This is a genomic window from Arthrobacter sp. AZCC_0090 (assembly GCF_014207375.1).
Lineage (GTDB): Bacteria > Actinomycetota > Actinomycetes > Actinomycetales > Micrococcaceae > Arthrobacter.
In genome coordinates this window covers 139,458-161,189 of record NZ_JACHEE010000012.1, presented here as the reverse complement: position 1 = coordinate 161,189, position 21,732 = coordinate 139,458, and the positions used below count along the sequence as shown (strand labels likewise).

The 21,732-nt window shown below is 62.6% G+C and carries 22 protein-coding genes and 5 pseudogenes; 10 read left to right on the top strand and 17 right to left on the bottom strand.

Features of this window, described 5'->3' with window-relative positions; translation table 11 throughout:
• Nucleotides 1–67: 67 nt before the first annotated feature.
• Both HNP00_RS18295 and HNP00_RS23475 read left to right on the top strand, forming a co-directional pair.
• Nucleotides 68–421, top strand: a pseudogene (locus tag HNP00_RS18295) (glycoside hydrolase family 32 protein); the annotation flags it as partial.
• 182 nt (nucleotides 422–603) lie between these two features.
• Nucleotides 604–924, top strand: a complete 321-nt coding sequence (locus tag HNP00_RS23475) for a hypothetical protein (RefSeq protein ID WP_184741144.1) — start codon at nucleotides 604–606, stop codon at nucleotides 922–924.
• A gap of 226 nt (nucleotides 925–1,150) precedes the next feature.
• Here HNP00_RS23475 and HNP00_RS18285 read toward each other — a convergent pair whose 3' ends face one another.
• From HNP00_RS18285 to HNP00_RS18245, 10 genes and pseudogenes are all read right to left on the bottom strand, one after another.
• Nucleotides 1,151–1,789 (bottom strand): TMEM175 family protein, encoded by a 639-nt coding sequence (locus HNP00_RS18285; protein WP_184741143.1) that lies wholly within the window; start codon nucleotides 1,787–1,789, stop codon nucleotides 1,151–1,153.
• Nucleotides 1,790–2,549: 760 nt separating this feature from the next.
• Entirely contained in the window at nucleotides 2,550–2,993 is a 444-nt protein-coding gene (locus HNP00_RS18280; RefSeq protein WP_184741142.1) for a cytotoxic translational repressor of toxin-antitoxin stability system, read from the bottom strand.
• On the bottom strand, nucleotides 2,990–3,430 hold the full coding sequence (locus tag HNP00_RS18275; protein WP_184741141.1) for a prevent-host-death protein: 441 nt from the start codon (nucleotides 3,428–3,430) through the stop codon (nucleotides 2,990–2,992). Before HNP00_RS18275 ends, HNP00_RS18280 begins: the two co-directional genes overlap by 4 nt.
• Nucleotides 3,431–3,567: 137 nt before the next feature.
• Complete coding sequence (locus HNP00_RS23855; RefSeq protein ID WP_395893836.1) at nucleotides 3,568–4,020, bottom strand: DEAD/DEAH box helicase; 453 nt, start codon at nucleotides 4,018–4,020, stop codon at nucleotides 3,568–3,570.
• A gap of 291 nt (nucleotides 4,021–4,311) precedes the next feature.
• Nucleotides 4,312–4,943 (bottom strand): annotated as a pseudogene (locus HNP00_RS23470) (IS701 family transposase); the annotation flags it as partial.
• 130 nt (nucleotides 4,944–5,073) lie between these two features.
• Nucleotides 5,074–5,364 (bottom strand): hypothetical protein, encoded by a 291-nt coding sequence (locus tag HNP00_RS18265; RefSeq protein WP_184741140.1) that lies wholly within the window; start codon nucleotides 5,362–5,364, stop codon nucleotides 5,074–5,076.
• 52 nt (nucleotides 5,365–5,416) lie between these two features.
• Nucleotides 5,417–6,481: a maleylacetate reductase gene (locus tag HNP00_RS18260; protein WP_184741169.1), complete on the bottom strand. Its 1,065-nt coding sequence runs from the start codon at nucleotides 6,479–6,481 to the stop codon at nucleotides 5,417–5,419.
• A 111-nt stretch (nucleotides 6,482–6,592) separates the two neighbouring features.
• A pseudogene (locus HNP00_RS18255) lies at nucleotides 6,593–6,871 on the bottom strand (GNAT family N-acetyltransferase); the annotation flags it as partial.
• A 108-nt stretch (nucleotides 6,872–6,979) separates the two neighbouring features.
• Entirely contained in the window at nucleotides 6,980–7,492 is a 513-nt protein-coding gene (locus tag HNP00_RS18250; protein WP_184741168.1) for a YceI family protein, read from the bottom strand.
• A 267-nt stretch (nucleotides 7,493–7,759) separates the two neighbouring features.
• Entirely contained in the window at nucleotides 7,760–8,230 is a 471-nt protein-coding gene (locus HNP00_RS18245) for a MarR family winged helix-turn-helix transcriptional regulator (protein WP_184741139.1), read from the bottom strand.
• A gap of 191 nt (nucleotides 8,231–8,421) precedes the next feature.
• Between HNP00_RS18245 and HNP00_RS18240 the strand changes: the two genes are divergently transcribed.
• The 3 genes from HNP00_RS18240 (at nucleotide 8,422) to HNP00_RS18230 (ending at nucleotide 10,860) form a co-directional block, all read left to right on the top strand.
• Complete coding sequence (locus tag HNP00_RS18240; RefSeq protein ID WP_184741138.1) at nucleotides 8,422–9,393, top strand: ring-cleaving dioxygenase; 972 nt, start codon at nucleotides 8,422–8,424, stop codon at nucleotides 9,391–9,393.
• 7 nt (nucleotides 9,394–9,400) lie between these two features.
• A complete protein-coding gene (locus HNP00_RS18235) occupies nucleotides 9,401–10,039 on the top strand; it encodes an alpha/beta hydrolase (RefSeq protein WP_184741137.1) in 639 nt (212 codons plus the stop codon).
• A 113-nt stretch (nucleotides 10,040–10,152) separates the two neighbouring features.
• The gene (locus HNP00_RS18230; protein ID WP_184741136.1) at nucleotides 10,153–10,860 is read left to right on the top strand and encodes a hypothetical protein; all 708 of its coding nucleotides are present in this window, start codon (nucleotides 10,153–10,155) and stop codon (nucleotides 10,858–10,860) included.
• An 86-nt stretch (nucleotides 10,861–10,946) separates the two neighbouring features.
• On the opposite strand, the gene HNP00_RS18225 is transcribed toward HNP00_RS18230, so the two are convergent.
• From HNP00_RS18225 to HNP00_RS23840, 4 genes and pseudogenes are all read right to left on the bottom strand, one after another.
• Nucleotides 10,947–11,228: a hypothetical protein gene (locus HNP00_RS18225; protein WP_184741135.1), complete on the bottom strand. Its 282-nt coding sequence runs from the start codon at nucleotides 11,226–11,228 to the stop codon at nucleotides 10,947–10,949.
• 107 nt (nucleotides 11,229–11,335) lie between these two features.
• Nucleotides 11,336–11,539, bottom strand: coding sequence for a DUF1508 domain-containing protein (locus HNP00_RS23850; protein WP_184741134.1), 204 nt, complete (start codon nucleotides 11,537–11,539; stop codon nucleotides 11,336–11,338).
• 126 nt (nucleotides 11,540–11,665) lie between these two features.
• Entirely contained in the window at nucleotides 11,666–11,941 is a 276-nt protein-coding gene (locus HNP00_RS23845; RefSeq protein WP_395893834.1) for a fibronectin type III-like domain-contianing protein, read from the bottom strand.
• Nucleotides 11,942–12,135: 194 nt separating this feature from the next.
• A pseudogene (locus tag HNP00_RS23840) lies at nucleotides 12,136–12,750 on the bottom strand (glycoside hydrolase family 3 protein); the annotation flags it as partial.
• On the opposite strand from HNP00_RS23840, the gene HNP00_RS18210 reads away from it, so the two are divergent.
• The 5 genes and pseudogenes from HNP00_RS18210 to HNP00_RS23465 all read left to right on the top strand — a co-directional run bounded on the left by HNP00_RS18210 (nucleotide 12,646) and on the right by HNP00_RS23465 (nucleotide 17,857).
• Nucleotides 12,646–13,365, top strand: coding sequence for an alpha-galactosidase (locus tag HNP00_RS18210; protein WP_311770611.1), 720 nt, complete (start codon nucleotides 12,646–12,648; stop codon nucleotides 13,363–13,365). The pseudogene HNP00_RS23840 and the gene HNP00_RS18210 sit on opposite strands and share 105 nt — an antisense overlap.
• Nucleotides 13,366–13,468: 103 nt before the next feature.
• Nucleotides 13,469–14,002, top strand: a complete 534-nt coding sequence (locus tag HNP00_RS18205; RefSeq protein ID WP_184741131.1) for a hypothetical protein — start codon at nucleotides 13,469–13,471, stop codon at nucleotides 14,000–14,002.
• A gap of 557 nt (nucleotides 14,003–14,559) precedes the next feature.
• Entirely contained in the window at nucleotides 14,560–15,963 is a 1,404-nt protein-coding gene (lpdA, locus tag HNP00_RS18200) for a dihydrolipoyl dehydrogenase (RefSeq protein WP_184741130.1), read from the top strand.
• Nucleotides 15,964–16,307: 344 nt separating this feature from the next.
• Nucleotides 16,308–16,577: an MFS transporter gene (locus HNP00_RS22995; protein ID WP_311770613.1), complete on the top strand. Its 270-nt coding sequence runs from the start codon at nucleotides 16,308–16,310 to the stop codon at nucleotides 16,575–16,577.
• A gap of 23 nt (nucleotides 16,578–16,600) precedes the next feature.
• A pseudogene (locus HNP00_RS23465) lies at nucleotides 16,601–17,857 on the top strand (MFS transporter).
• A 301-nt stretch (nucleotides 17,858–18,158) separates the two neighbouring features.
• On the opposite strand, the gene HNP00_RS18190 reads toward HNP00_RS23465, so the two are convergent.
• The 3 genes from HNP00_RS18190 to HNP00_RS18180 all read right to left on the bottom strand — a co-directional run bounded on the left by HNP00_RS18190 (nucleotide 18,159) and on the right by HNP00_RS18180 (nucleotide 21,708).
• Complete coding sequence (locus HNP00_RS18190; protein ID WP_184741129.1) at nucleotides 18,159–19,196, bottom strand: hypothetical protein; 1,038 nt, start codon at nucleotides 19,194–19,196, stop codon at nucleotides 18,159–18,161.
• A 220-nt stretch (nucleotides 19,197–19,416) separates the two neighbouring features.
• Nucleotides 19,417–19,719, bottom strand: coding sequence for a hypothetical protein (locus HNP00_RS18185; RefSeq protein WP_184741128.1), 303 nt, complete (start codon nucleotides 19,717–19,719; stop codon nucleotides 19,417–19,419).
• A 390-nt stretch (nucleotides 19,720–20,109) separates the two neighbouring features.
• Nucleotides 20,110–21,708: an alpha-N-arabinofuranosidase gene (locus HNP00_RS18180; RefSeq protein ID WP_184741127.1), complete on the bottom strand. Its 1,599-nt coding sequence runs from the start codon at nucleotides 21,706–21,708 to the stop codon at nucleotides 20,110–20,112.
• Between the last annotated feature and the right edge of the window lie 24 nt (nucleotides 21,709–21,732).

The following is a 21,732-nucleotide window of genomic DNA, read 5'->3' as shown; positions in this document are numbered from 1 at the left end:
CCCCGCGCCGTTCGCCGGCTGGATGGCCGCCCCACCCTTCCTCAGGAAGACGAAATGAAACGAGACTTTGATTCATGAGAACAACCCCTTCGGGAATGTCTGGGGAAACATGTCCTGGGGGCACGCCACCTCCACGAACCTCATCACGTGGACAGAACAACCCGTCGCCATTGCCTGCGACGAAAACGAGGACATCTACTCCGGCAGCGTCGTCTACGACCAGCACAACACCAGCGGACTCAGTGACGGAACTGCTGCACCCTTGGTCGCCATCTACACAAGTGCCTACAAGGAGAAGTCACAGCACGCCGGGATCCAGGCCCAGTCGCTGGCCTGGAGCACCGACGGCGGCTGCACCTGGTCCAAATACCACGGCAACCCCGTCTTGAGCAGGGACTCGGCCGAGTTCCGCGACCCGAAGTGGCGCACCGAGTTGTGGCACGCAGATCATCGACGAGACCACCGCAGGGATCGGCAGCCTGATGAATCTGGAACCAGAACCGGCCATCGCACTGCTGGATGATGCCCATGACGGGCTTCGAGCGGCTTGCGGGCCGCCCCTGATCAGGCAACCTAACGCCTTCACCCCCGGAGACGGTGGTCGTGGGCCTGCCGATACGCGGCAGGCTGCGGATTGTCGGCCGCTCCACTCCCCTGTCGGCTCGGGCAGCCCAAAATCTGGCGCGGTATCTGCACCCGCCGCAGGGGGACCATCCGTGGCCGGAGGAAATCAGCGAGAGGGTGCTGGACACGTTCAACAAGGAAAGCAGCACGGTCCGTCTGATTCTCGTTGAGCCGCTGGTCGTGGAGGTTTCGGCCGACGTCGCCTGGTCCGGGCGTGCGTTCCTGCACCCCGTGCGCCTGGTGAGGATCCGTCCCGAGTTGCGCCCGGATGAGGTTTCATTACCCTTTGATATCCCCTGAAATTCAAGGGACTCAGAAAGACGATAAGAGTTTGACGTCAGACGCCGCAAGGGAAGGCTTGCGCCATGTCTCAATGCTGTATTGGATGCAGCAACGAGTGAGCCGACGTTTGGGAACGGATTGGCAGGCACCCGCACCACTCGCACTAGTCAAGGACCCTCAGTCTTCTGAATCCCGAGACTGCACAGCAACCCAACGGTGGCACCAGAAAACGCCAGAACTCCGCCTAAGATGGCTGCGCGGCTGGCGCCAGCCGCGCAGCAGCTGATCGTCGATCGTAGACCCGTTGCAGTGGGACGGTCAGCAAAATAATCAACAGCGAGTAGAAGTTGATGGCCGGCACGAGCACTCCCACGATCAGGGCGATGAAGAACCCGATCGTCGAAACGGCGCTGGAGAAGACTTCGCGGCCGGGCATGGGATTCTCTTCCATCTCAAGCTGCGGATGCTTCCGGATCCACAACGTCATGGCCGTGAGCGTGAGGCTGCTCGCGGCCATCGTCCCGATGTATACGCCGACCGAGAGCGGCGAAGTCCTGAACTGGGACACCATTTCCGTCGGAAGCGGTAACACCACCACCGTGAACGCCCAAAACAGGCTGAGCAGCAGGAGTGGACTGCTGTAGGACCTGACATGCTCGAACGTCGAATGATGGGCGAGCCAGAGCCGGGCGATCACCACGAAACTCAACGCGAAGCCAGAGATCGCCGCGTAATTGTTCCCGATGAATTGCTCAGCACTCAACCCGTCGTGGGCTGCCTGGGTGACGGAGTCGACCAGCGGCAGCACGAGCAGAGTGATGGCGATGGCCGTCACGGCGTCCGTGAAGAAAACGAGCCTGTCCAAGCCGCGGGTTGTTTGCATTCATTCAGTATGTTCCGACCACTGTCCGAAGCGAACTCGGCGTCCGCCACCGGCACCCTCACCGGAGTCCGTTGTGGTTGGTGCAGGCGACTTCGAACTCTTCCTTGTCCGAAGTCGTCTGCACCAGCTCGCAGCTCCGAGGTATACGTCCAAAGTCGAATCCGGATGGCCTGCCGATCCCGGAGCATCTGATTGGATGACACCGTTAGAGTCGAGAAGAGAATCCGGGACGAGAGGTGCGGCGAGACCGTGTTGATTAGATACGACGGTACGGCGGATGCCGTCTACACCTGCCTCGATGCTGACATCCTCGAGCCGGCAACGCGGTCAACACCTATCCGTGAGATCCCATCGAAGTTCTAAGGGCCAAGAACAAGCTGCCACCTGAGGTACTGAGGACACACCGTCCCCAACGTCGTCGATAAGCAGAGCGCGTCTTGGAAGGTCACCGCGGCGCCGGGGGCACTCTTGCGGTGAGAAGGGCCCACAAAAAAGCTGATTTGTGCACAGTCAGAGGGCCAAAGGCCCCCTGACCAGCAGAAACACGTGCCCGAGGTGGGACTCGAACTGCATTCCAGCCCCCGGAAACACAGGGGAATTCCCGAAAACATGCCGAGTACGAGCCAGTCCGGCGGCGGTACGGCCCAGTCCGGCGGCAAGAGTGTGCACATTGTGCACACCCCTCTTTTCACGGATTTGATTGAGACGAATGTCCCGCTACAGCAGGTGAAACCCTGTCCGACCGACCGGGCCAAACGTATCAGTTGTCCTGACCGGCCCCTTGCGACATCCAGTAATCATTGATCGCCTGAACGGCCTGCTCTTTCGTCATCCGGGCAACATCTCGCTCATCCATTCCAACGGTGTGGGTGAGTTGCCAGACCAGCGCTAAGGGAATAGCCGAAGCGGGAGGGGCTGCCATTCCGCGGGCCGGCAGCGTCCCGTCATCGACGCACGCCCAAAACTCATCCTCACCGACCTCGAGCTGATCTTGGAGAATATGGTTCCAGATCGAACTCGAATACGTGGTGCGATCCACCGGGCGCGAAATCCGGGTCCGCAAGATCCGTCCATCTTGCAGACTCAACCGGTAGGTCGCGTGATGGCGCACTGGTTTCCCGCGGGCATTCGTCACCAGCTCCCAGCGCTCGGTTAGACAGAACTTTTCATGGTCGTCCCGTCCGCCCAGGCGTCGGACGCTCATGCCACCGAGCCGGTGAGCCACGCGGTCAATTGCTGATCGGTGGACAGGTCAATGAGCTGAACCAAGGCCCAGTTCTCGCGGTGATTGGGCGCCGCGTTCAAATGGTCCTCCCAATCCTCCGCGTAGTCCCGCAAAGCATCGACAAAGTCCGCCAAGGCTTCAGCCAGGTCCGTGGCCTCGGCGGCAAAAGGCTGCCCTGGCATGAAGACAGCCCATGCTCCGTCCTCATTCACGACCTGGACATTGGCGACGACCGTCAGTTCCAGATACCGACGCAAGCTCTCTCCGTTGACGACGGCGGCCGTGGCCCGGTCGGGCCGCCGTATCGTGGACAGCCCTCCCCGCTCGCTGGCATCGAGGATCGTCTTCAACGAATCCCGTGCTTGGGTAAACCCGTAGACGTGTCCACCGACTGTCTCATGTGCGGGGGTGCTCATATATCAATCATCCGCACGTACATCAAGTACGTCAAGTACTTCTACGTCGCTTTTCGTTCCGTGGTCGTCACTCGGACCATTTGGTGGCTGATGCCGTAGCAAAATCACCGAAGACTGTTCCCGCGGGGATGACGACGTCACTCGCTTGGCAATTTCCGCGGATCAGGGAACCCGAGCGAGACGCACCCAGGCGCCCGCTTGTTCAGCGAAGCTGCCAGGACCGGAGTGGACTCATCATGGTAGTCGTGAACGGTCGCCACCGTTTTCCCTGCGTATAGTCGGATGATTCGGCCGGCGTATTGGACCAGCCTGCCCTTGAAGGAAATGGGTGCCGCAAGGAACAAGGTATCCAGCTTCGGACAATCAAAGCCCTCGCCAATGTACGAGCCGGTTCCCAGCACCAGCAGCGGCTCTGGGTCATCGGAGTTGGAAAGACGCTCGACGGCGGCTTGCCGATCCTTCGCCTTCATTGCCCCGGTGAAGACCACCGGCTTCAGACCAGCTGCCTCGAACCGGGACCTGAAGGAATCAAGATGGGCTTTCCAGGTCGTCAGCAAAAGAATTCGCGAGTTCTGATCGTGAGCCGCCATGACGTCGTCGTAGATTTGCTGCAGGCGATCCTCGTTCGCGATCAAGTCCTTGTAAATGGCGGAAATCCCGCCAGGCTCGCTGGGGTCAGCGCCGCCGTCGTAAGTGTAAGACGTCCGGTGCAGCTTCAAAGCCAGCGTCGGCTCGGCAACCTCCCGCGGGTGGTGCGGAGCAGGGGGCGAGATGGTGTGCGTGATCTTGCCGAGCTGGGGGTAAATCAGTGAGTCCAGTTTGTCCCGCCGGTACGGCGTAGCCGTAAGCCCCAACCAGTACCGTGCCGGGATCTGGTTGCCGCGTTCTTCCAGGGTGCGGCGCAGCCTGTGGTACTGCCCGTAGACCGCGTCACCTGCCGCCCATTTCGCCGGAACCCCGGCGTCCAGGGCGCGTTCGATCATGTCGATGGCCAGCGCCGGCTTGGTCTTGAAACAGCGGTCCTGCGGGATGCCGGCTCCCGCACACCGGCCCGGATCATCCGTCCATTCCTTGGGCAGGTAGAGTTCCCGGTCCAGGAACGTGCGACCGTGCCTTGTGGCATAGGTGAGGAACACGCCGATCTGGCAGTTCTCCACCCGTCCCGCGGTCCCCGAATACTGGCGGGCGACGCCGGCCGACCGGCGGCCTTTCTTCAGAAAACGGGTCTCGTCGACGACGAGCACTCCGTCCGGGTCGCCGATCTTGTCCGCGACGTAGGAGCGCAGGTCCTCCCGCAGCCCGTCGGGTCCCAGTCCGTGGTCGAGAGCAGCCGCTGCATCCGGTCCGGCACCCGGTGGCCGGCGCGCTCCGAGAGCGTCCAGGAGTTCTTCCGCTCCTCGTCCGAGAGCAGCCCCCTGACATACTCCACCGCGTTCGCCCGCGGCTCTGACCGGGCGAACCGAGCCGCGATCAGCTCCCCGACCTCGACCAGCCCGTCCGCCCATTCCCGCACCTCAGCCACACAGATATCATCACTCACCGGACAGGATTAACACTTCCGGGACGAGAAATCCGGTTAAAACGCCGACATGGACGAAAATAAACGCGACTGTGTACTAGCCGTTGAGAGGCCAGCCAACCAGCTAGCCGTTCATGGGGCCTTCAGCATGCAGCTTGCCGGCTCCTGGGCCTTCAAGATGCACTGTGGCGCGGACCACCAGGCTGTCCGGGGCGGTGTCCATCTCAATCAGGGTTTCGTGGGCGTTCAAGATGGCGAAGACGTCGGAACCGGCCTCGACCGTCAACCCCTTGGCTTCCGCCGTCTGCCGGGCATTATCCAAAGCCACGCGCTGAAGCTCCTCAACATACTTGCCGTCATCTTCTCGGGCGGCATCGCCGAATGCCCAGCCGAACAAAGTCCCTGTGTTGTCCATGGCAGCGATACTACTCGCAACGGCTCGGGAAGGGTTTTCGTATCGGATGTGCTCACCCGGGCATTCCGGCGTGGGCTGCCACGAGCAACGCTGTGAGGTTTTCCTCGGTGACGGGACGGGGGTTGGAGGCAGGGATGGTGGGAAGGATGAGCCGGACGGCTTCGGCTATGCTCTCCTTGGCCAGTCCGAGGTCCTTAAGTGCGGTGGGTGCGCCCAGCGTGTCCTGCAGTGTGTCTAGGCCTTCCAAGGCGTTCTCAGTTCCGAAGGCGGCTGCGATTCTGTCGATGGCAGCGGGGGCCGCGGGGGCGTTGAATGCCAGGACATATGGGAGCACGACGGCGTGGGTTTGGGCGTGGGGAAGGTTCCATCTGCCGCCGAGGACGTGGCAGATCTTGTGGTGCATCCCGGATCCTGCGGACGCGAAGGCAACGGCGGACAGATAGGCCCCATACAGGGCCTGCTCCCTGCCGCTGAGATCGTTCAGGTTCTTGCCGATAACAGGAAGCGCGTTGTTCAGGGCGCGGATGCCTTCGGCGGCAAGTGCCTGGTTGATGGGGTCGGTGCGGTGCGCCCACATGGAGTCGATGCAGTGGGCCAAGGCGTTCAGACCCGAGGCGATGCTCAGCTCCCTGGGCAGAGACAGTGTCAGCTCGGCATCGTAGATGACGGTCACGGGCAGCACGCGGTCATCGACACCGGTGGTCTTGCGTGATGCTTCGGTCAGCCCCCACACATTGGTCGCCTCCGAGCCTGCGTAGGTGGTCGGAACGGCGAGGATGGGCAGGCCGGTTGTCAGGGCGATGGCTTTGGCGAGGCCTGTGGCGGAGCCGCCGCCGATGCTGACGAGCAGGTCGATACCGTTCCGGATGGCTGCGTTTCGGGCCGTGTCGGCCTTGTGAACGGGGACGTGCGGGGCGACGTCGTCATAGCTCAGCGTCACGTTGATGCCGGCGGTGATCTTTTCGGCTTCTGGCCGTTCCCTGGCGGAAGAGATGACCATGACGTTCCTGGCTCCAAGGCGTTTGATCTCTCCGGTGAGATGTTCGGCCGCCTTTCCGGCGCCGAACAGCACCCGCTGCCCCAGGGTGATGTGTTCAAATGTAAGTCCCGCGCCCATTCCGCTCACGGCTGGTAGACGCGGTCGACGGCGGCCAGGTGCCCGGGTCGGATCGGTGCGGCGTGCTGCTGGTAGTCCGGGTCGGATCGGTGCGGCGTGCTGCTGGTAGTCCGGGTGGCGGCGCATCCAGATCTTGATGTAGGGACACACAGGGATGATGGTCAGCCCGGCGGCGATGGTGTCGTCCAATGCATGCTTTGCCAGGACCGCGGCGAGGCCCATGCCTGCGTAGGCGTCGCTGACTTCGGTGTGGTAGAAAATCCTTTCCCTGTCGGCCGGGCCACTGGCGGGCACGTACTCGGTCTTGCCGATGGCGGTCTCCCCGTCGACGAGCTCGTAGCAGTGGTTGTCGGGGACGTGCCGGACGGTGATGGTTTTCTCTGGTTCCATTGCGACTCCTGGTGATCGGTTGCCATCCACGGAGATGCGGCTGGGTGTCGGGCAGCCCGCCTGCCCGGCCGCGTCTGCGACCTTGAGTGCGAGCCCGTTCAGGGGCCGTTAGCTCGCGGGGAGAACGAAGGCCGAGTCGATTGTGATGGTGACCTTGTCGCCGACGAGGACTCCGCCGGCTTCCAGGGCGGCGTTCCAGGTGATGCCGAATTCCTTGCGCGAGATCTGCGCGGAGGCGGAGAACCCGGCGCGGGTCGCGCCGAAGGGGTCAATGGCCACGCCACCGAACTCAACGTCGAAGGTTACCGGCCTGGTGGATTCTTTGATGGTCAGGTCGCCGCTGAGGCTGAACTTCTCCTGAGTTCCCTGGACCTCGGTTGCCGTGAAGGTCATGTTCGGGAACTGCTCAACGTTGAAGAAGTCCGGTCCCTTGACATGGGCGTCGCGGTCGTTGTTGTTGGAGTCAAACGAGGCGGTCTTCACGCTGGCCTCGACGGACGAGGTGCCGAGGGTGTCGCCGATGACAAGCGTGGCGTCTGCCTCGGCGAACTGGCCGCGGACCTTGCTGATGCCGGCGTGGCGCACGGTGAAGCCTACTTCGGTGTGTGCCTGGTCAAGCATCCAAGTGCCGGGGATGAGTTCAATCGTGGTCACGGTCTGTCTCCTTGGTGGGTCGTCGCAAGTAGCGGATTTACATGCGTATGCATATAACTATCGCCACCCCATGGGCGCTTGTCAACTAAGAAGATTCTTTTCGGCAAATAGTTTTCTGGAAAACTACTTACAGTCGAACGCGATCGAACCCTGCGTAAAGTTTCAACCCCACGGGGCCTGGAAGCGCCGCCCCGCGACACGTTCGGGCCTCTGCGCGAAGGGGCGCACGAGTACCTACAAGGTGGCGTTGGCTTCGCGCAATTCAGCCATGGCTTCGGCGACCGTTGTCGCCCTATCAGCCCCGAGGACGTCGATGTAGGTTTTGCGGACGATGTCGGCAACGAGGTTCTGGAGTTCGTCGGCCAGCCTAACACCGGCCGCGGTCAGTTCCAGATAGACCACCCTGCGGTCGTCGGCGCAAGGGGTTCGGACGACCAGGTCGCGCTTGGCCAGGCGGTCCGCGATCTTGGTAAACCCGCCCGTACTGAAGGCCGCCTCACGAGCCAGCGCCGCCATGGACATCCTGCGCTCCGGGCTTCGGGTGAGGCGCAGCAGAGTCTCGGCTTCGGCTGGATCCAGGGAGAAAGCGGCGGCCACCGCCCGGTGCAGCTTCCTGGTCGTGATCTGGAAGCCTTCAATAACCAGCCCCCACTGGGTGACCGGATCAAGACTCCGGCCAACCTCCGCTTTCGCATGCTCTGCCATGTCCAGTCCTTTCCGCTCCCAATGATACTGCGCCAGAGAAGCTACTTCCACGAAACTTACTTGGTCAGCAGTATCTTGCCGTGTTGACGAATTTATCTTCCTAGGAAATAATTTTCTCGATAGATGCATTTGCATATACGTCACCGGCCGGGGGCTTCCTGGCCGGATCAGTCCGAACAGGAGGGGTCAACATGACCGCGAATACCTCAGGCTTGCACCACGTCACAGCCATCGCCGGCGATCCGCAGGCAAACATCGACTTTTATATAAGGGGCCTAGGCCTGCGCATGGTGAAGAAGACGGTCAACTTCGATGATCCGTCCACCTACCACTTGTACTACGGCGACGAGTCCGGCCGACCCGGCACCCTAATGACATTCTTCCCGTGGCGGGGCATCGCTCCCGGCCGCATCGGGGCAGGACAGTCGACCTCCACCGCGTTCTCGATCCCGGAGGGCACGCTGGGCTGGTGGCAGAAGCATTTCAAGGCGCTGGGTGTCGAATCCACCATCACCCGTGAGTCTGCCGACGAAGAGCGCCTCTCCCTGCGGGACCCGGACGGGCTGCAGCTGGATCTGGTCGCATCCTCCACCATTGATCCCCGGAACCCCTGGGATTCCGCCTCCGTGCCCGCCGAGTATGCCGTGCGCGGCCAGCACTCCTCCGTGCTCACTGTGGCCGACCCGGACAAGACCGTGGCCGTGCTGACCGAAGACCTTGGCCTGCACCTGGTCGGCACCTCCGGTAACCGCACCCGACTGGCGGCCGGCAACGGCGGTCCCGGAAACCTCATCGACGTCATCGCCGACCCCAAAGCCCAGCCCGGTCTCACTGCAGGCGGCACCGTGCACCACATCGCCTTCAGGGTCCCTGACGTCGCCACCCAGGAGAATTGGCGCCAGGAACTGGTCGGACACGGATTCCACGTCACGGACATCCTGGACCGCCAGTACTTCACCTCGATCTACTTCCGTGAACCCGGCGGCGTGCTTTACGAAATTGCGACCGACACCCCCGGTTTCGACGTCGACGAACCGCTCCTGGAACTCGGCCGCTCCCTGAAGCTGCCGCCGTGGCTCGAGCCCTCCCGCGAGGCCATCGAACATTCCGTGGCACGCATCGAATTGCCGGCAGAGAACAACCCCGCCCTGGCTGGACGGTAGTTCGCCGATGAGTATTCCAACCAGCGCGGTCACCGGCTGGCGGCATCTCTTCAGCCCCGGCGAGGCAGGGGCCCCAGTGCTGCTGATGCTGCACGGCACCGGCGGCAATGAACACGAGATCGCCTCCCTCGCCGCCGAACTTCAACCCGGCGCCGGCGTGCTCGCACCCCGGGGGCAGGTGCAGGAGCACGGCATGCTTCGCTGGTTCCGGCGCCACGGCGAAGGGCTCTTCGACGTCGACGACGTCATCGCAAGGGCAACAGATCTGGCCGTCTTCCTGGACGCCGCCCGGGAACACTACGGACTCGGCAACAGGCCCGTGATAGCAGTCGGGTTCTCAAACGGTGCCAACATTGCCTTGGCCGCAGCCATCCTGCACCCCCAGACCTTGGATCGGGTCATCGCATTTTCCGGTATGTACCCCTTCGGGGACCGGGAAACTTCGACCGACCTCAGTGGCACCAGGCTGCTGGTCCTGAACGGCGAGTCCGACCCGATGGCCCCGCTCGCCAGCGTCAGGACACTCGTCACTGCACTCCACCAAAACGGCGCCGATGTAAAACAGGTGCTGCGTCCCGGCGGACACGGCATCGCGCACGCCGATCTCGACGCCGCAAGACTGTGGCTGGAAGAAGCCAGCAGATAAACGAAAATCCCGATGGAGCGACATCAACTGGACGACAGTGGTCATCACTTACGTGGAGTAGTGGTACTTTCAGCGAAACAAACAGTAGTCCGACAAGAGCAGAAGGGGATTCAGTGAAACGTGACGGTTCTGATGTGGCGCCGGAGGACCATGGCGATACACCAGTGCTACCCCAGGCCGGGGATTCGTTTCACGCTTTACCTGACCGGTCCCAAGCTTTCCTTAGCGCGCTGCTGACCGAGCATTTCGTGCTGGAGTCTGCCAGGGGAATAACGGTCTCCGAGTCCAGCAGCAGAGCGTCGCTGTACTTGATGACACTGTCGAGTTCCCTGGTCGCGTATGGGTTCCTTGCACAGTCTTCCGTCGCCTTCCATTTTCTCGCTGTCGTCATTCCTGTGGTCGTTGTACTGGGCCTCTTCACCTACGAGCGGCTGGTCCAGACGTCATTGGAAGACGTCGCCGCTTTGAACTCGATGCAGCGCATTCGCCGGTATTACGCTCGCATTCTCCCTGGGGCCGATGAATTCTTTCCGGTTCCACACGGACAACACGCACTGAATGAGCTACTTGAAATCGGAAGTCGAGGATCCTGGCGTGGCGTCTTCTTCACGATGTCCACGGCCATAGCTGTGGTGAATTCCATCGTGGCGGGCGCCGGCGTGGCGCTTATCAGTTACATCACTGTCCCTAGTGACACTGCCGCCATCGTGATCGGTGCAATTTTCGGGGTTATCCTCCTCGTGGGGCACGCTCTCTATCAAGTGCACCGCTACAACAAGATGATTCGCATTATTCTGGCGGGACACCGCCCTCATCGATAGTCGCAGTTGCTCATCTGGCCTCGTCGTTAGCTCCTCGGCAGCCAACTGCTCAAGCCGTCGGTCGAGCTCTTCGGGAACGCGGAGACTCATTGCCCTTTTCTGATAACGGTTAAGGGTGCTGTGTCGAAGAATCGGTATTCCCCCATGGGGGCGCGGATTGTTCCGGCGGCTTCGGCCTTCCCCCGGATAAAGTCATGGTCATCTCTGGAGAGCACCACCTGTCCTTTCGGGTCAAGCTCAACGTCCCCGCGCGAGTCTTTGCAGAATTTCGCCGACATTGCCGGGGGCAGGAGCAGACTTGCCGGATTTTCCAGAAGCCATGTCCGGGTCTCGGAATCTAGCCGGTCCCACTCATCCTTGATGTTCACGCTTACTGATACCGCCTTCCTGTTCGTCTTGCCGAAACTGAATTCCGTCCAGACTATGCCCGACCCGAAAAGAATGGGTCAATCAAAAATGGCCGGGTGCCCGGTCGTCACGACTGTCGAGAATGGGATTTGGTTGTGCAATCCACAACATGCGCCGTGGCCGCCTGTTCCCGGATGGCCCTGACAGCAGCGGCTGCTGTCGCCATGTCTTCGTACGTCTCCGACTTTGCCAGGGTTTCCCCGGCGGAATTGACGAGGTTTATCCGGACCCCTCGCGGTTCTGCGTCTACAAGTTCGAATTGGCCAGGCATCGGTGTCCCCTTCACGATTGGCTGCGTTGACGTTCGTGCTGGCGAGCGTCGCCGAAACAAATATTATATGACAAATATGTCAATAATTTTGAATTTAACGGAAAAATGCCTGTTATTCCTGCACGGTCAGCTGACCGGGCCGCCGATCGACCATGGTGTGCGCAGCACGCGCTCCGCGAGCAGTCGCCGCTCGCCGATGATAGTCACTTCGGCCGTCACTGCGGCCTCGGCAGCCGACGGGCCAGCGATGAGCCGCATCGGGCCGGGGTCGACTCCGAGCGCCCCGTCTTCGCCGGTGATCGCGAGCCGGGCAGCGTCCACGTGGAAGGAGACCGTCCGCGATTCACCGGACCCGATCGGGATCCGGGCGTACCCGATGAGTTGGACAGCCGGGCGAACCACCGGAAGGCCGGGTAGAGCTGGACGACCTCTACGGTGTTATCGCCGTCATTGCGTATCGTCACGGCCGCATCGAGCGAGCCCCCAGTGCTGAGGCTCGCGGCGGCGGTGATTATTTCGTAGACGATCGCACCCCGAGTGAGCCCGAACCCGAACGGGTACAGCGGAGTGTTGTCCAAGGCGGTAATCCCGGGGTTCGAGAGCCCGAGCGCCGGCTGGAGGTACGTCGTCGAGGCGTACGGATGCCAAGGAATCTGCACAGGCAGGCGTCCTGTTGCTGGGACGCGGCGGGAGAGTATTCCCGCAACCGCAGCGGCGCCGTCGGCTCCGGGGAAGAACGCTTGGACGATGGCGCGCGCCTTCCCGTAGTCGCCAAGGGCATACGGGCGACCAGACAGCACCACCAGGACAGTCGGCACCCCCGTGTCCAGGACGGCGGTGACGAGCCCGTGCTGCCCGCCGGGCAACCGAAGGTCCGCGGCGTCACAGCCTTCGCCTGAGGTACCGTCGCCGAACAGCCCGGCAATGTCTCCGACCACCACGACCGCGACATCGCTGTCGCGAGCGAGCGCAACAGCGGCGGAGACGGCGTCGGAGTCACCGGAAGTGATTTCACCACCGGCCTCGAATCGCACCCGGTCCGCTCCGAACTCTTCGCGGATAGCGGCCAGCACCGTCGGAATCTTAATGCCGAGGTCGTGCCCGGGGTGTTTCGAAAGCACGTGGTTGGGGAACGCGTAGCACCCGACGAGACTGCGGAATTGGTCAGCCGCCGGACCGAGGACCGCGATGTTCCCCGAACTGAGAAGCACCACCCCCTCGACCGCTCGCGAATGCTCCGCTGGACCGGACTCCTCGTCCCGCCGGAGATGCTCGGCTCTCACGTCGCCTCAACCGTCTCCTCCGTCACCGGCCGCACGAGTGATCTGCACACCCGCTGCGCGATCGCGTTCCTCGGTCATTTCGGCGTCGAGTGGGACATCAGAGAGCTGGAAGACGCGGAGGCGGTCATCCTTTCCCGCTGGATCTCCGCATATCAGGAGCATCGGGAACTCATCAGCACCGGCCGCGTCGTCGCCGACGGCGACTTTGACCCTGACGCACCGGCCCTGCGCGGTGTCGTGGCCACCGACGGCTCTGAGGCGATCTACACGATCGTGACGCCGCCTCTGTCCGCGGATTCGCGACGTCGAGTCCGCTTGCCAGGGCTTTTGGCAGAGGCGCGGTACCGTGTCGAGTCCGCTCGCCCAGGCTCCCTCGGCCCCTGGTGGCTGAGCCCGCACTGGCTGGACGAGACCGCCGGTCTCGACTCCGACGCCGACGCCGCGTCCTACTCCGGGAGCCTTCTCCGGGAGGCGGGTCTCGACCTGCTCACCCTCCACCCGGACCGGGCCCTCGTATTGCGACTGGTCCGCGTCGACGACTGACCTTTACCGATCCGCCGCGCCCGCACACCTTCGGTACGAGTTCATGGCACTTTGCGAGTTGCCCACGCCGACGCCTACCCCGCGCAACAGCGGGTCAGGCACAGTGCAGGAGTTGGCCGACTGGGTCGAGTATCTGACGGGCGCGGCCAAGTCCCGGCTGCCCGACCTGCGCCGCTCACATGGACGCGAGCAGCCGTGGGTCGTCGCATTCTGGGTCCTCGGCAACGAAACTTGGGGCTGTGGCGGCAGCATCGACTTTGTTTGGCGACTTCCGGGGCTAAGCAGACTTCTTTCTGCTCCAGGACCTGGTCACATACGATTACGGCGCAATCCGGTTCTTCCCGCCGTCCGCCGCCTCACGGCTCCTGCGGTACCGACAACGAAGTCAAATGCACCCTATTTCAACGGTCTCCTAGCCCAGCTTCAGGAAGATACCTGCTTCAGTGAGTTCGTCGACGAACGCCTGGACCGTCTCGGTTCGATTCCACTGCCCTTGTTTCGACCAGTGGCCACGTTTACCGTCGATAAGACGATCGGAATACCGAATGTGCGAGCGAGCTTTACCGTCGTCGCGATGTTTCGGATGAGTTGCGCTCTGTCGATCGAGTTGATCGACTGCACTTGTGTCGGCTGCTAGTCGATGAGGAGAAGGGCGGAGTTTTCCGGGGTGAGAAGATCGTCGGTGAGAGGATCGCGGCGAGGCTCGCTAGTCATGGGGTGAACGCCTTTCGTGCAGATGCTGATGGAGGAATGTCGCGGTGTAGTTGTATACGTCATCCAGAGCTGCGCACCGCGAGGGCTCGCCACTTAAAGTGCTGGACGAATCCGCGAATGCTCGGTGGAAGAGGACGACGGATGGCTTTGGCATAGACTCTCCCGCAGGCTCGGCAGACGTGGTGCTCGTTCCAAGCCTCTACTCTGGGTTCACTATCGTCAACGTCCCGCAGCATGAAGCGCAGCCGTATTTGTCACCCGGAGAATCTTGTACCAAAACCGTCAGGTCCGAAGGACGCGATTATCGTGCCGCAGCAGGCATTTGATGGCAGAACGGGCTATCGGCGGGCATGTTCCGGTCCTCGTGTCTACGGGGCGGGGAGGCGAATTTCACGGGTGCGCGGGCCATATCGCAACTATGCTGAATCTGCCGTCATCGGTGGGTTACCCCGTGCCCGAACCCAAGGAGAGTTGGTTGTCATGAGTGAACAATTCGACGTCGTGATCCTCGGGGCTGGCCCCGGCGGCTATGTCGCGGCGATTCGTGCCGCGCAGCTTGGCCTGCGGGTGGCGGTTGTCGAAAAGAAGTACTGGGGCGGTGTGTGCCTGAATGTCGGTTGCATCCCATCGAAGGCCCTGCTGCGCAACGCAGAGCTTGCACATATATTCAATACTCAGGGGGAAATTTTCGGGATCACGGGGGATGTGTCCTTTGACTTTGGCGCCGCCTTTGACCGAAGCCGCCAGGTTGCCGACGGACGGGTCCGGGGCGTGCATTTCCTGATGAAGAAGAACGGGATCACCGAATACGACGGCTCCGGAACCTTCAAGGACAGCCACAGCATGGACGTGGACCTGAACGCCGGGGGAACCCAGACCCTCACCTTCGACCACGCCATCATCGCCACCGGATCGACCGTGCGGATGCTGCCCGGGGTCGTGGCAAGCGCGAATGTCGTGACATACGAGGAGCAGATTCTGGACCGGGAGCTGCCCCGATCCATCGTGATAGTCGGCGCCGGCGCCATTGGCATGGAGTTCGCCTACGTCCTGCGCAACTATGGGGTCGACGTGACGATCATCGAGTTCTTGGACCGAGCGCTCCCAACCGAAGACGCGGACGTTTCCAAGGAAATCTTCAAGCAGTACAAGAAGCTGGGGATCCCAATCCTCACCTCGACGAAGGTGGAAACGGTGCTGGATGAGGGATCATCAGTCACCGTCACCTACACCGGCGGCGACGGTGCGGCCGGAAGCCTCCGGACGGACAGGGTGCTGGTCTCGATCGGGTTTGCCGCGAACGTCAGCGGCTTCGGACTGGAAAGCACAGGGGTGGCGCTAACAACCGACCGAAGGGCGATCGCCATTGACGACTACATGCGGACCAATGTTCCGCACATCTACGCGATCGGTGATGTGACGGCCAAGCTTCAGCTCGCCCATGTCGCCGAGGCGCAGGGCGTCGTAGCTGCCGAAACCATCGCCGGAGCAGAGACCATGCCCTTGGGCGACTACCGCATGATGCCGCGCGCCACATTCTGCCAGCCGCAGGTCGCCAGCTTCGGCCTTACCGAACAGCAGGCCAGCGACGAAGGCCGTGACATCAAGGTCAGCACGTTCCCGTTCACGGCCAACGGCAAAGCGCACGGCTTGGGAGGGCCCACGGGCTTCGTCAAACTGATCGCCGAAACGCAGCACGGTGAACTGCTGGGCGGCCATCTCATAGGGCCGGATGTCTCCGAGCTGCTTCCCGAGCTCACGTTAGCCCAGAAATGGGACCTCACCGCCACTGAGCTGGCACGGAACGTCCACACTCATCCGACCCTGAGCGAGGCCCTACAGGAATCTTTCCACGGGCTCACCGGACACATGATTAATCTTTGACAGTCGCAGCCGTCCCCGCCCAACCTTCTGCGCGGATTGCTCGAAGTGGTGAATATCCTCCCAATTTGGATAGCCTGGCATGTTACTTCGTATCGGGAGCGGAGCTGATCCTCCCGGGTACGACTCCGACAAAGTAGCAGCATCAACCGTCAACAATCACAGTTGACACACATTTACTGACCACAAAGATATTGAATGCGTAGAGTCGAGCCGAGCGGAACTGATCTGACGGTACGGCAGGCCGACGTGGCAACCGAGGCAGGTGGGGCCGATGGCTGACCAGGTACGTCAGGGCCCCGAGCCGTCCACCTGGGCGCCGATGGCCTCGGTGATCTTCCGAGGCCATCGGCGCCCAGCTTGGCTCCAATGTGGGCACCTGGATGCAAACGGTAGGCGCCCAGTGGACGCTAGTCACTGAACCGAATGCGGCCACCCTGGTTTCGCTGGTGCAGGTCGCGACCACGCTGCCGGTGATGCTGCTGTCCCTGCCTTCCGGCGTGCTTGCCGACCTGCTTGACCGGCGTCATTTGCTCATTTCGGTGCAGACGGCAATGGCGTTGACTGCCGGCCTGCTGGCGGTCCTCACCTGGGCCGGGGTGACCACACTCCGGTAGTGGTGTTGGTGCTTTTGTTCCTAATGGGATGTGGTCAGGCCCTGACGGCCCCGGCCTGGCAGGCGATCCAGCCGAGTCTAGTGCCAAGGGCACAGATTCCAGCGGCTGCAGCGCTCGGCAGTATGAACGTCAATGTCGGGCGCGCCGTGGGGCCGGCAATCGCCGGGGTGCTGGTGTCGATATCGGGTCCGACACTGGTGTTCGGGCTCAACGCGGTCTCGTTCATAGGGGTCGTGGTGGTCCTCATTGCCTGGCGTGAGAAGAAGCAGGCCGCGCAGTCCCTGCCGATGGAGCGCCCCGTTGCTGCGTTGGGCACCGGTCTGAGATTTATCCGCAGCGCCCCCGCGGTACGGCGAATCCTTCTGCGGTCGGTGTTGTTCATCGTTCCGGCCAGTGCCCTGTGGGCGCTGCTGCCCGTCGTTGCTCACGGCCCCCTGCGCCTGGAGTCGGCGGGCTACGATGGTCTCCTAGGTGCGCTCGGGCTGGGTGCGGTGCTTGGCGCATTCGGCCTTTCCCGCCTCAGGATGGGTTCAGCGCCAACGAGTTGATGGGCGGCCTCAGCGATCGTTTTCGGTGCCGCGACGGTGGTGCTAGCCATGGTCCCCTCCGTGATCGTGGTCGCGCTCGTCCTTATTCTGGCGGGCACCGCATGGCTGGTGGTGCTCTCCATCTTGAATTCGTCGATGCAGCTGATTCTCCCCAACTGGGTGCGAGCACGGGGCCTTGCCGCATACATGGTGGTCTTCATGGGTGGCCAGGCGGTCGGGTCGCTACTTTGGGGAGGCATTGCCGGGCTGACGAACACCGCCTGGGTGTTGATCATGTCCGCCATTCTGTTGGGTGTTTGTGCCATGTCGGTGGCAACGTGGCCGCTCCCGCCGATTATTGGCCAGCTCGACCTCACCCCCTCGGCGCATTGGCCCGAACCCGCACTGGCCTTTGAACCCGACCCCTCAGACGGCCCGGTCATGGTCCTGAAGACCTATCAGGTCGCTGCCGAAGATGTTGATTCCTTCACCTCACTGATGTGCAAGGTCGGCGAGGCACAACAACGCTCCGGCGCGATGCAATGGGGGCTCTTTGCCGATGGCAACGCCCCGGGCCGTTTCGTCGACAAGTTTCTGGTTCGCTCCTGGGAGGATCACCTGCGCCAACACCAGGAAAGGAATACTGCCGCCGATCAGGCCGTTCAAGCGCAGGCAGAAGCCCTGAGCAACGAGAGGCCAACCGTCAGGCACCTCATCGCAGCAACGGCCAGCGCACGCCGGAATGGAAAATAGACTCTCGAGTTCGATCAGTGCCGCGGTGCTTCTCGCCGCGATCACGCCAAAGTCGGATCCAGGAGGAGCCTTACTTTCCCGCCACCGGTTCCAGACTGCACAGCCCCGGCACGCTGCCGCGTCGTCCAGGTCGAAGGTGCGGATCTGCACTTCCCATACCTATCACGAGGCTGCCGGCGCCAACCGGACCTCATGCCCGAGGACGAATACCTGACCGCCGCCCGGCTCGGACCCGGAGGACAACGCCCAACACCGAAGAGCGACGGGCACGGCCCGGGCCCCTGAACCTGCGGGGCGGGCGTCAGATCCAGCCGTCCGGGACGCCCGGGACCATGCCGTCCCGGTGCACCCCGATCATCTGGGTCGCACTCATCCCCCTCAGATACCCCTCGGCCACCTGCGGGGCGGTGATCCCCGCGTCGACCAGCCTCATCAGGTCGCGCTCGCCCGGCAGGAGTGACGGCCCTGCCACCCGCGATGCCGCGGCCAAGACCTCAGCCCCGAATAGGATCAGGCGCCGCTCGAAGTCGAGACCGCGCCTCCCGCCGTAGGCGGCACGCGAGAGGCCGCTGGCAAGCCTCATGGTGCGCAGATCCCGCGGGATCCGGGCAGCGAAGTCGCCGCCGTGCCGCACGGCGAGCCGGTAGACGCCCGTCTTGACCTCATTCGGGGTCGCCAGCCCGATCCCGAACCGTTCGATCCAGCCGCTGATCTCCTCGGCGAGGACCGGTTGATCTGCGCCAGACTTCAGGCTGGCCAGCATCCCACTGAGAGTACCGTCGTCGTCCTCGGCGTCGAGGAACCGCGAGATACCGATCTGGAGGATGTCCCGCAGATCGATCCTGCGCTCCTGCACGGCGGCCCAAACCGTCCGGTGCCCCCGAAGCTTGCCGAGCAGGTCCTCCCCCAGCTTCTCCTCGAAGCCCTCCGGATCCTCATAGAAGGATACGGGCGAGTGCTGGAAACGGTCGAGTACCTCCGAAGGCATCGCCGCCCAGCGCAGCGCCGCCTCCGCGGCGTCGTGGTTGTCCTCAACGAGGTCCTCGAGGCCCTGCTCTTCGAGGAACATCACGGCTTCGTCTGCCGAGGTGATCCCCGCGTCGAGCAAGGCCACGGCGGTCTCCGGGGACGCCACGCAGAGGACCTCGCAGAAGTCGTATGGAGTGGACGTGAACTCGAACTCGGCTTTGCGCCCTCCGCGGCTCGTGCGCTTGGCGAGGGCATCCAGCAGGCTGTTGCTATTGGAGAGATCCCGGGCGTACGTCTCCACGACGCGGCCGTGCACATCGTAGGACGGAGTGTCCGGGAACCTCCCGCCCGGGACGGAATCGCTGCCCATACCTCCGAGACTAAACCTTTTCCGCGTCGCCGGAGGTCCTCAGGACGGGAACCCCGAAGCCAACTGTGGATGCGTCCCGTATAGCAACAGGATGAAGGGTACCGGCAACTTACCGAATAGCATCCGAACCAATAGCCGCCGTCCCAATGTCAAGGCTGGTGACAACTACACGAGAGTATGTCTAAGGGATTTATCGGCAGTTCATGGGCAAGGGCTGGGCTCAGTGAAAGGGAAGCCCTGAGCCTTGTGGGAAAGGCAAGACTCCTTGTGCGGGGGTCATTGTGAACCACTCGCCGCCCTGCTTGGTCGCAATAATGATAACCCTCTGACTGGTATCGAGCGGATCGCCGTCGAGGTAGGACTCGCTTCCAGAGCAGGTCTGGGGCATGGATGAGATGCGCAGGTTCCCCTCTCCGGGCTCCCCCTTGAGAACCTGCTCGACTTCAACAAGGTGGGTTGCGGCCTTGGAACAGTAAATGGTGGTCTCGCCGACCTCGCCAACAGACTTTCCGATGAGCACCACGGCAGCCTTATCGTATTGGTCCTGAGGGGTCTCGAACCGGACCCAATCAACGCATGCTATCGGGCCACCGCGCGCTTGATTGTCGCCGATTAGGATGAGTTAAAAGTGAGTCGGTTGCAATTGCGTCCCCCAGTAATGCCCGCCCTGCCCGTGTCCGTCACCATGCCCTGCTGAGCGCTGCGGATTCACCCACCAGGGACGCTTCTCGGCCTTGAATCTGGACACCTTCCGCGAACTGCCTCGGAAAGCCTGCGGCGCTAACGGAGACTTTTAGCGCGGCCGATATGCGCGGTTCCTGCACCGTTACCCGGATACGCGCCGGGGCCATCGGGGCCCCTTGCGCCCCACCGCAACCAGGGCACGATGGGGTACCTGTTGCCGTATCACTGCTCAGCAGTTGAGGCATGGCTTGCTGCCCATGGTTGAAGCGGTGGCCACCGCGGCGGCAGCAACAGTCTCGGGCATCTGACCGGCCAGTGCGCCGCGAACCGTGGCGAACGAGTGGGCCGGCAGGCGGAGTACCAGCTGGCTGTCGCGTTCCTTCACCTCCAGCGGACGGGGTGCGACGGCGTAGGGATGGGCAGGCGCATTGAACGCTGCGACGCTGTCTCCGCCGAGTACCAGGGCCTCCACTTGCTCCAGCCGGCCGCCACGCAGATCCAGGACCACCTCGCTCTCATCCTCCAGCCCAAGATTGGCCACGGAGATGAGTACCTGGCCATCCTTGGTGCTGGCAGACGCAGTAAATGTCGGGAGCTGGGCACCATCCAGCTCATGCGGGGCGCCGGAGTCCATGTGCGTGTGCAGCACCGCGGCGTCCTGGTGACCGGCGTTCATGGCGAAGACGTGGAAGGTGGGGGTCTTGACCAGGGCGCCGCTCTCCGGGTCGGTGAGCAACATGGCTTGAAGGACGTTGACGGTTTGGGCGATGTTGGCCATGACCAGGCGGTCCGCGTGGCGGTGGAAGGAGTCGAAGTGGATGGCCGCCACCAGGGCGTCCCGCATGGTGTTCTGCTGATACAGGAAGCCGGGGTTGGTGCCGGGCTCCACGTCCCACCACGTACCCCACTCATCCAGGACCAGACCCACTGCTTTGTGCGGGTCGTAGACGTCCATCATGGTCGAGTGGGCACTCAGCAGGGTCTCGATCTGCTGGGCTGCCTTGACGGTCTTCCAGTACTCTTCCTCGCTGAATTCGGTGGCAGAGCCCTTCGCGTCCCAGTGGCCGGACATTGTGTAGTAATGCAGGGAAATCCCTTGATATGGGAACGCCTTGCGGTCCACACCTCCCTTGTCATGCAGCACCTCCATCAGGGCCTTGGTCCAGGCCACGTCATCGGCGTTGGCACCGGCTGCGATCCGGTACACCTCGTTTCCATTGTGGGAACGGACGAACGTGCTGTACTGCCGGGCCACATCTGCATACGCCTCCGCGCGGAAGTGGCCACCACACCCCCAGGGCTCGTTGCCGATGCCGAAGAAAGGGACCTTCCAGGGCTCGTCCTGGCCGTTCTGCCGTCGGAGGGCGGCCATGGGTGAGTCATCGGCGCGGGTGAGGTATTCGATCCACTCGCTCATCTCCTGGACTGTGCCGGAACCCACATTGCCGTTGACGTAGGCGTCCGCGCCGAGCATTTCGCAGAGGTCCATGAACTCATGAGTACCGAAGGAGTTATCCTCAACAACGTCGCCCCAATGGGAATTGACCATGCGCGGGCGCTGCTCGCGGGGGCCGACGCCGTCACGCCAATGGTATTCGTCGGCGAAGCAGCCGCCCGGCCAGCGCAGATTGGGGATCCGGAGTTCGCGCAGAGCTTCCACGACGTCATTCCGGATGCCCCGGGTGTTGGGGATCCCGCTGTCCTCCCCCACCCAGAAACCGCCGTAGATACAACGGCCCAAGTGTTCAGCGAAATGGCCGTAGACATGACGGCTGATAGTGGGGCCCGCGATATCCAGATTGACGACGAGCCGGGGCGAAGATGCCATGGTCAATTTCTCCAAAGTCTATGA

Bases quoted from the DNA above. Each gene is read 5' to 3' on its own strand.
- HNP00_RS18285 (WP_184741143.1), bottom strand. From the start codon at position 1,789: ATGCAAACAACCCGCGGCTTGGACAGGCTCGTTTTCTTCACGGACGCC.
- HNP00_RS18280 (WP_184741142.1), bottom strand. From the start codon at position 2,993: ATGAGCGTCCGACGCCTGGGCGGACGGGACGACCATGAAAAGTTCTGT.
- HNP00_RS18275 (WP_184741141.1), bottom strand. From the start codon at position 3,430: ATGAGCACCCCCGCACATGAGACAGTCGGTGGACACGTCTACGGGTTT.
- HNP00_RS23855 (WP_395893836.1), bottom strand. From the start codon at position 4,020: ATGGCGGCTCACGATCAGAACTCGCGAATTCTTTTGCTGACGACCTGG.
- HNP00_RS18265 (WP_184741140.1), bottom strand. From the start codon at position 5,364: ATGGACAACACAGGGACTTTGTTCGGCTGGGCATTCGGCGATGCCGCC.
- HNP00_RS18260 (WP_184741169.1), bottom strand. From the start codon at position 6,481: ATGGGCGCGGGACTTACATTTGAACACATCACCCTGGGGCAGCGGGTG.
- HNP00_RS18250 (WP_184741168.1), bottom strand. From the start codon at position 7,492: ATGCTTGACCAGGCACACACCGAAGTAGGCTTCACCGTGCGCCACGCC.
- HNP00_RS18245 (WP_184741139.1), bottom strand. From the start codon at position 8,230: ATGGCAGAGCATGCGAAAGCGGAGGTTGGCCGGAGTCTTGATCCGGTC.
- HNP00_RS18240 (WP_184741138.1), top strand. From the start codon at position 8,422: ATGACCGCGAATACCTCAGGCTTGCACCACGTCACAGCCATCGCCGGC.
- HNP00_RS18235 (WP_184741137.1), top strand. From the start codon at position 9,401: ATGAGTATTCCAACCAGCGCGGTCACCGGCTGGCGGCATCTCTTCAGC.
- HNP00_RS23850 (WP_184741134.1), bottom strand. From the start codon at position 11,539: ATGCCTGGCCAATTCGAACTTGTAGACGCAGAACCGCGAGGGGTCCGG.
- lpdA (WP_184741130.1), top strand. From the start codon at position 14,560: ATGAGTGAACAATTCGACGTCGTGATCCTCGGGGCTGGCCCCGGCGGC.
- HNP00_RS18190 (WP_184741129.1), bottom strand. From the start codon at position 19,196: ATGGGCAGCGATTCCGTCCCGGGCGGGAGGTTCCCGGACACTCCGTCC.
- HNP00_RS18180 (WP_184741127.1), bottom strand. From the start codon at position 21,708: ATGGCATCTTCGCCCCGGCTCGTCGTCAATCTGGATATCGCGGGCCCC.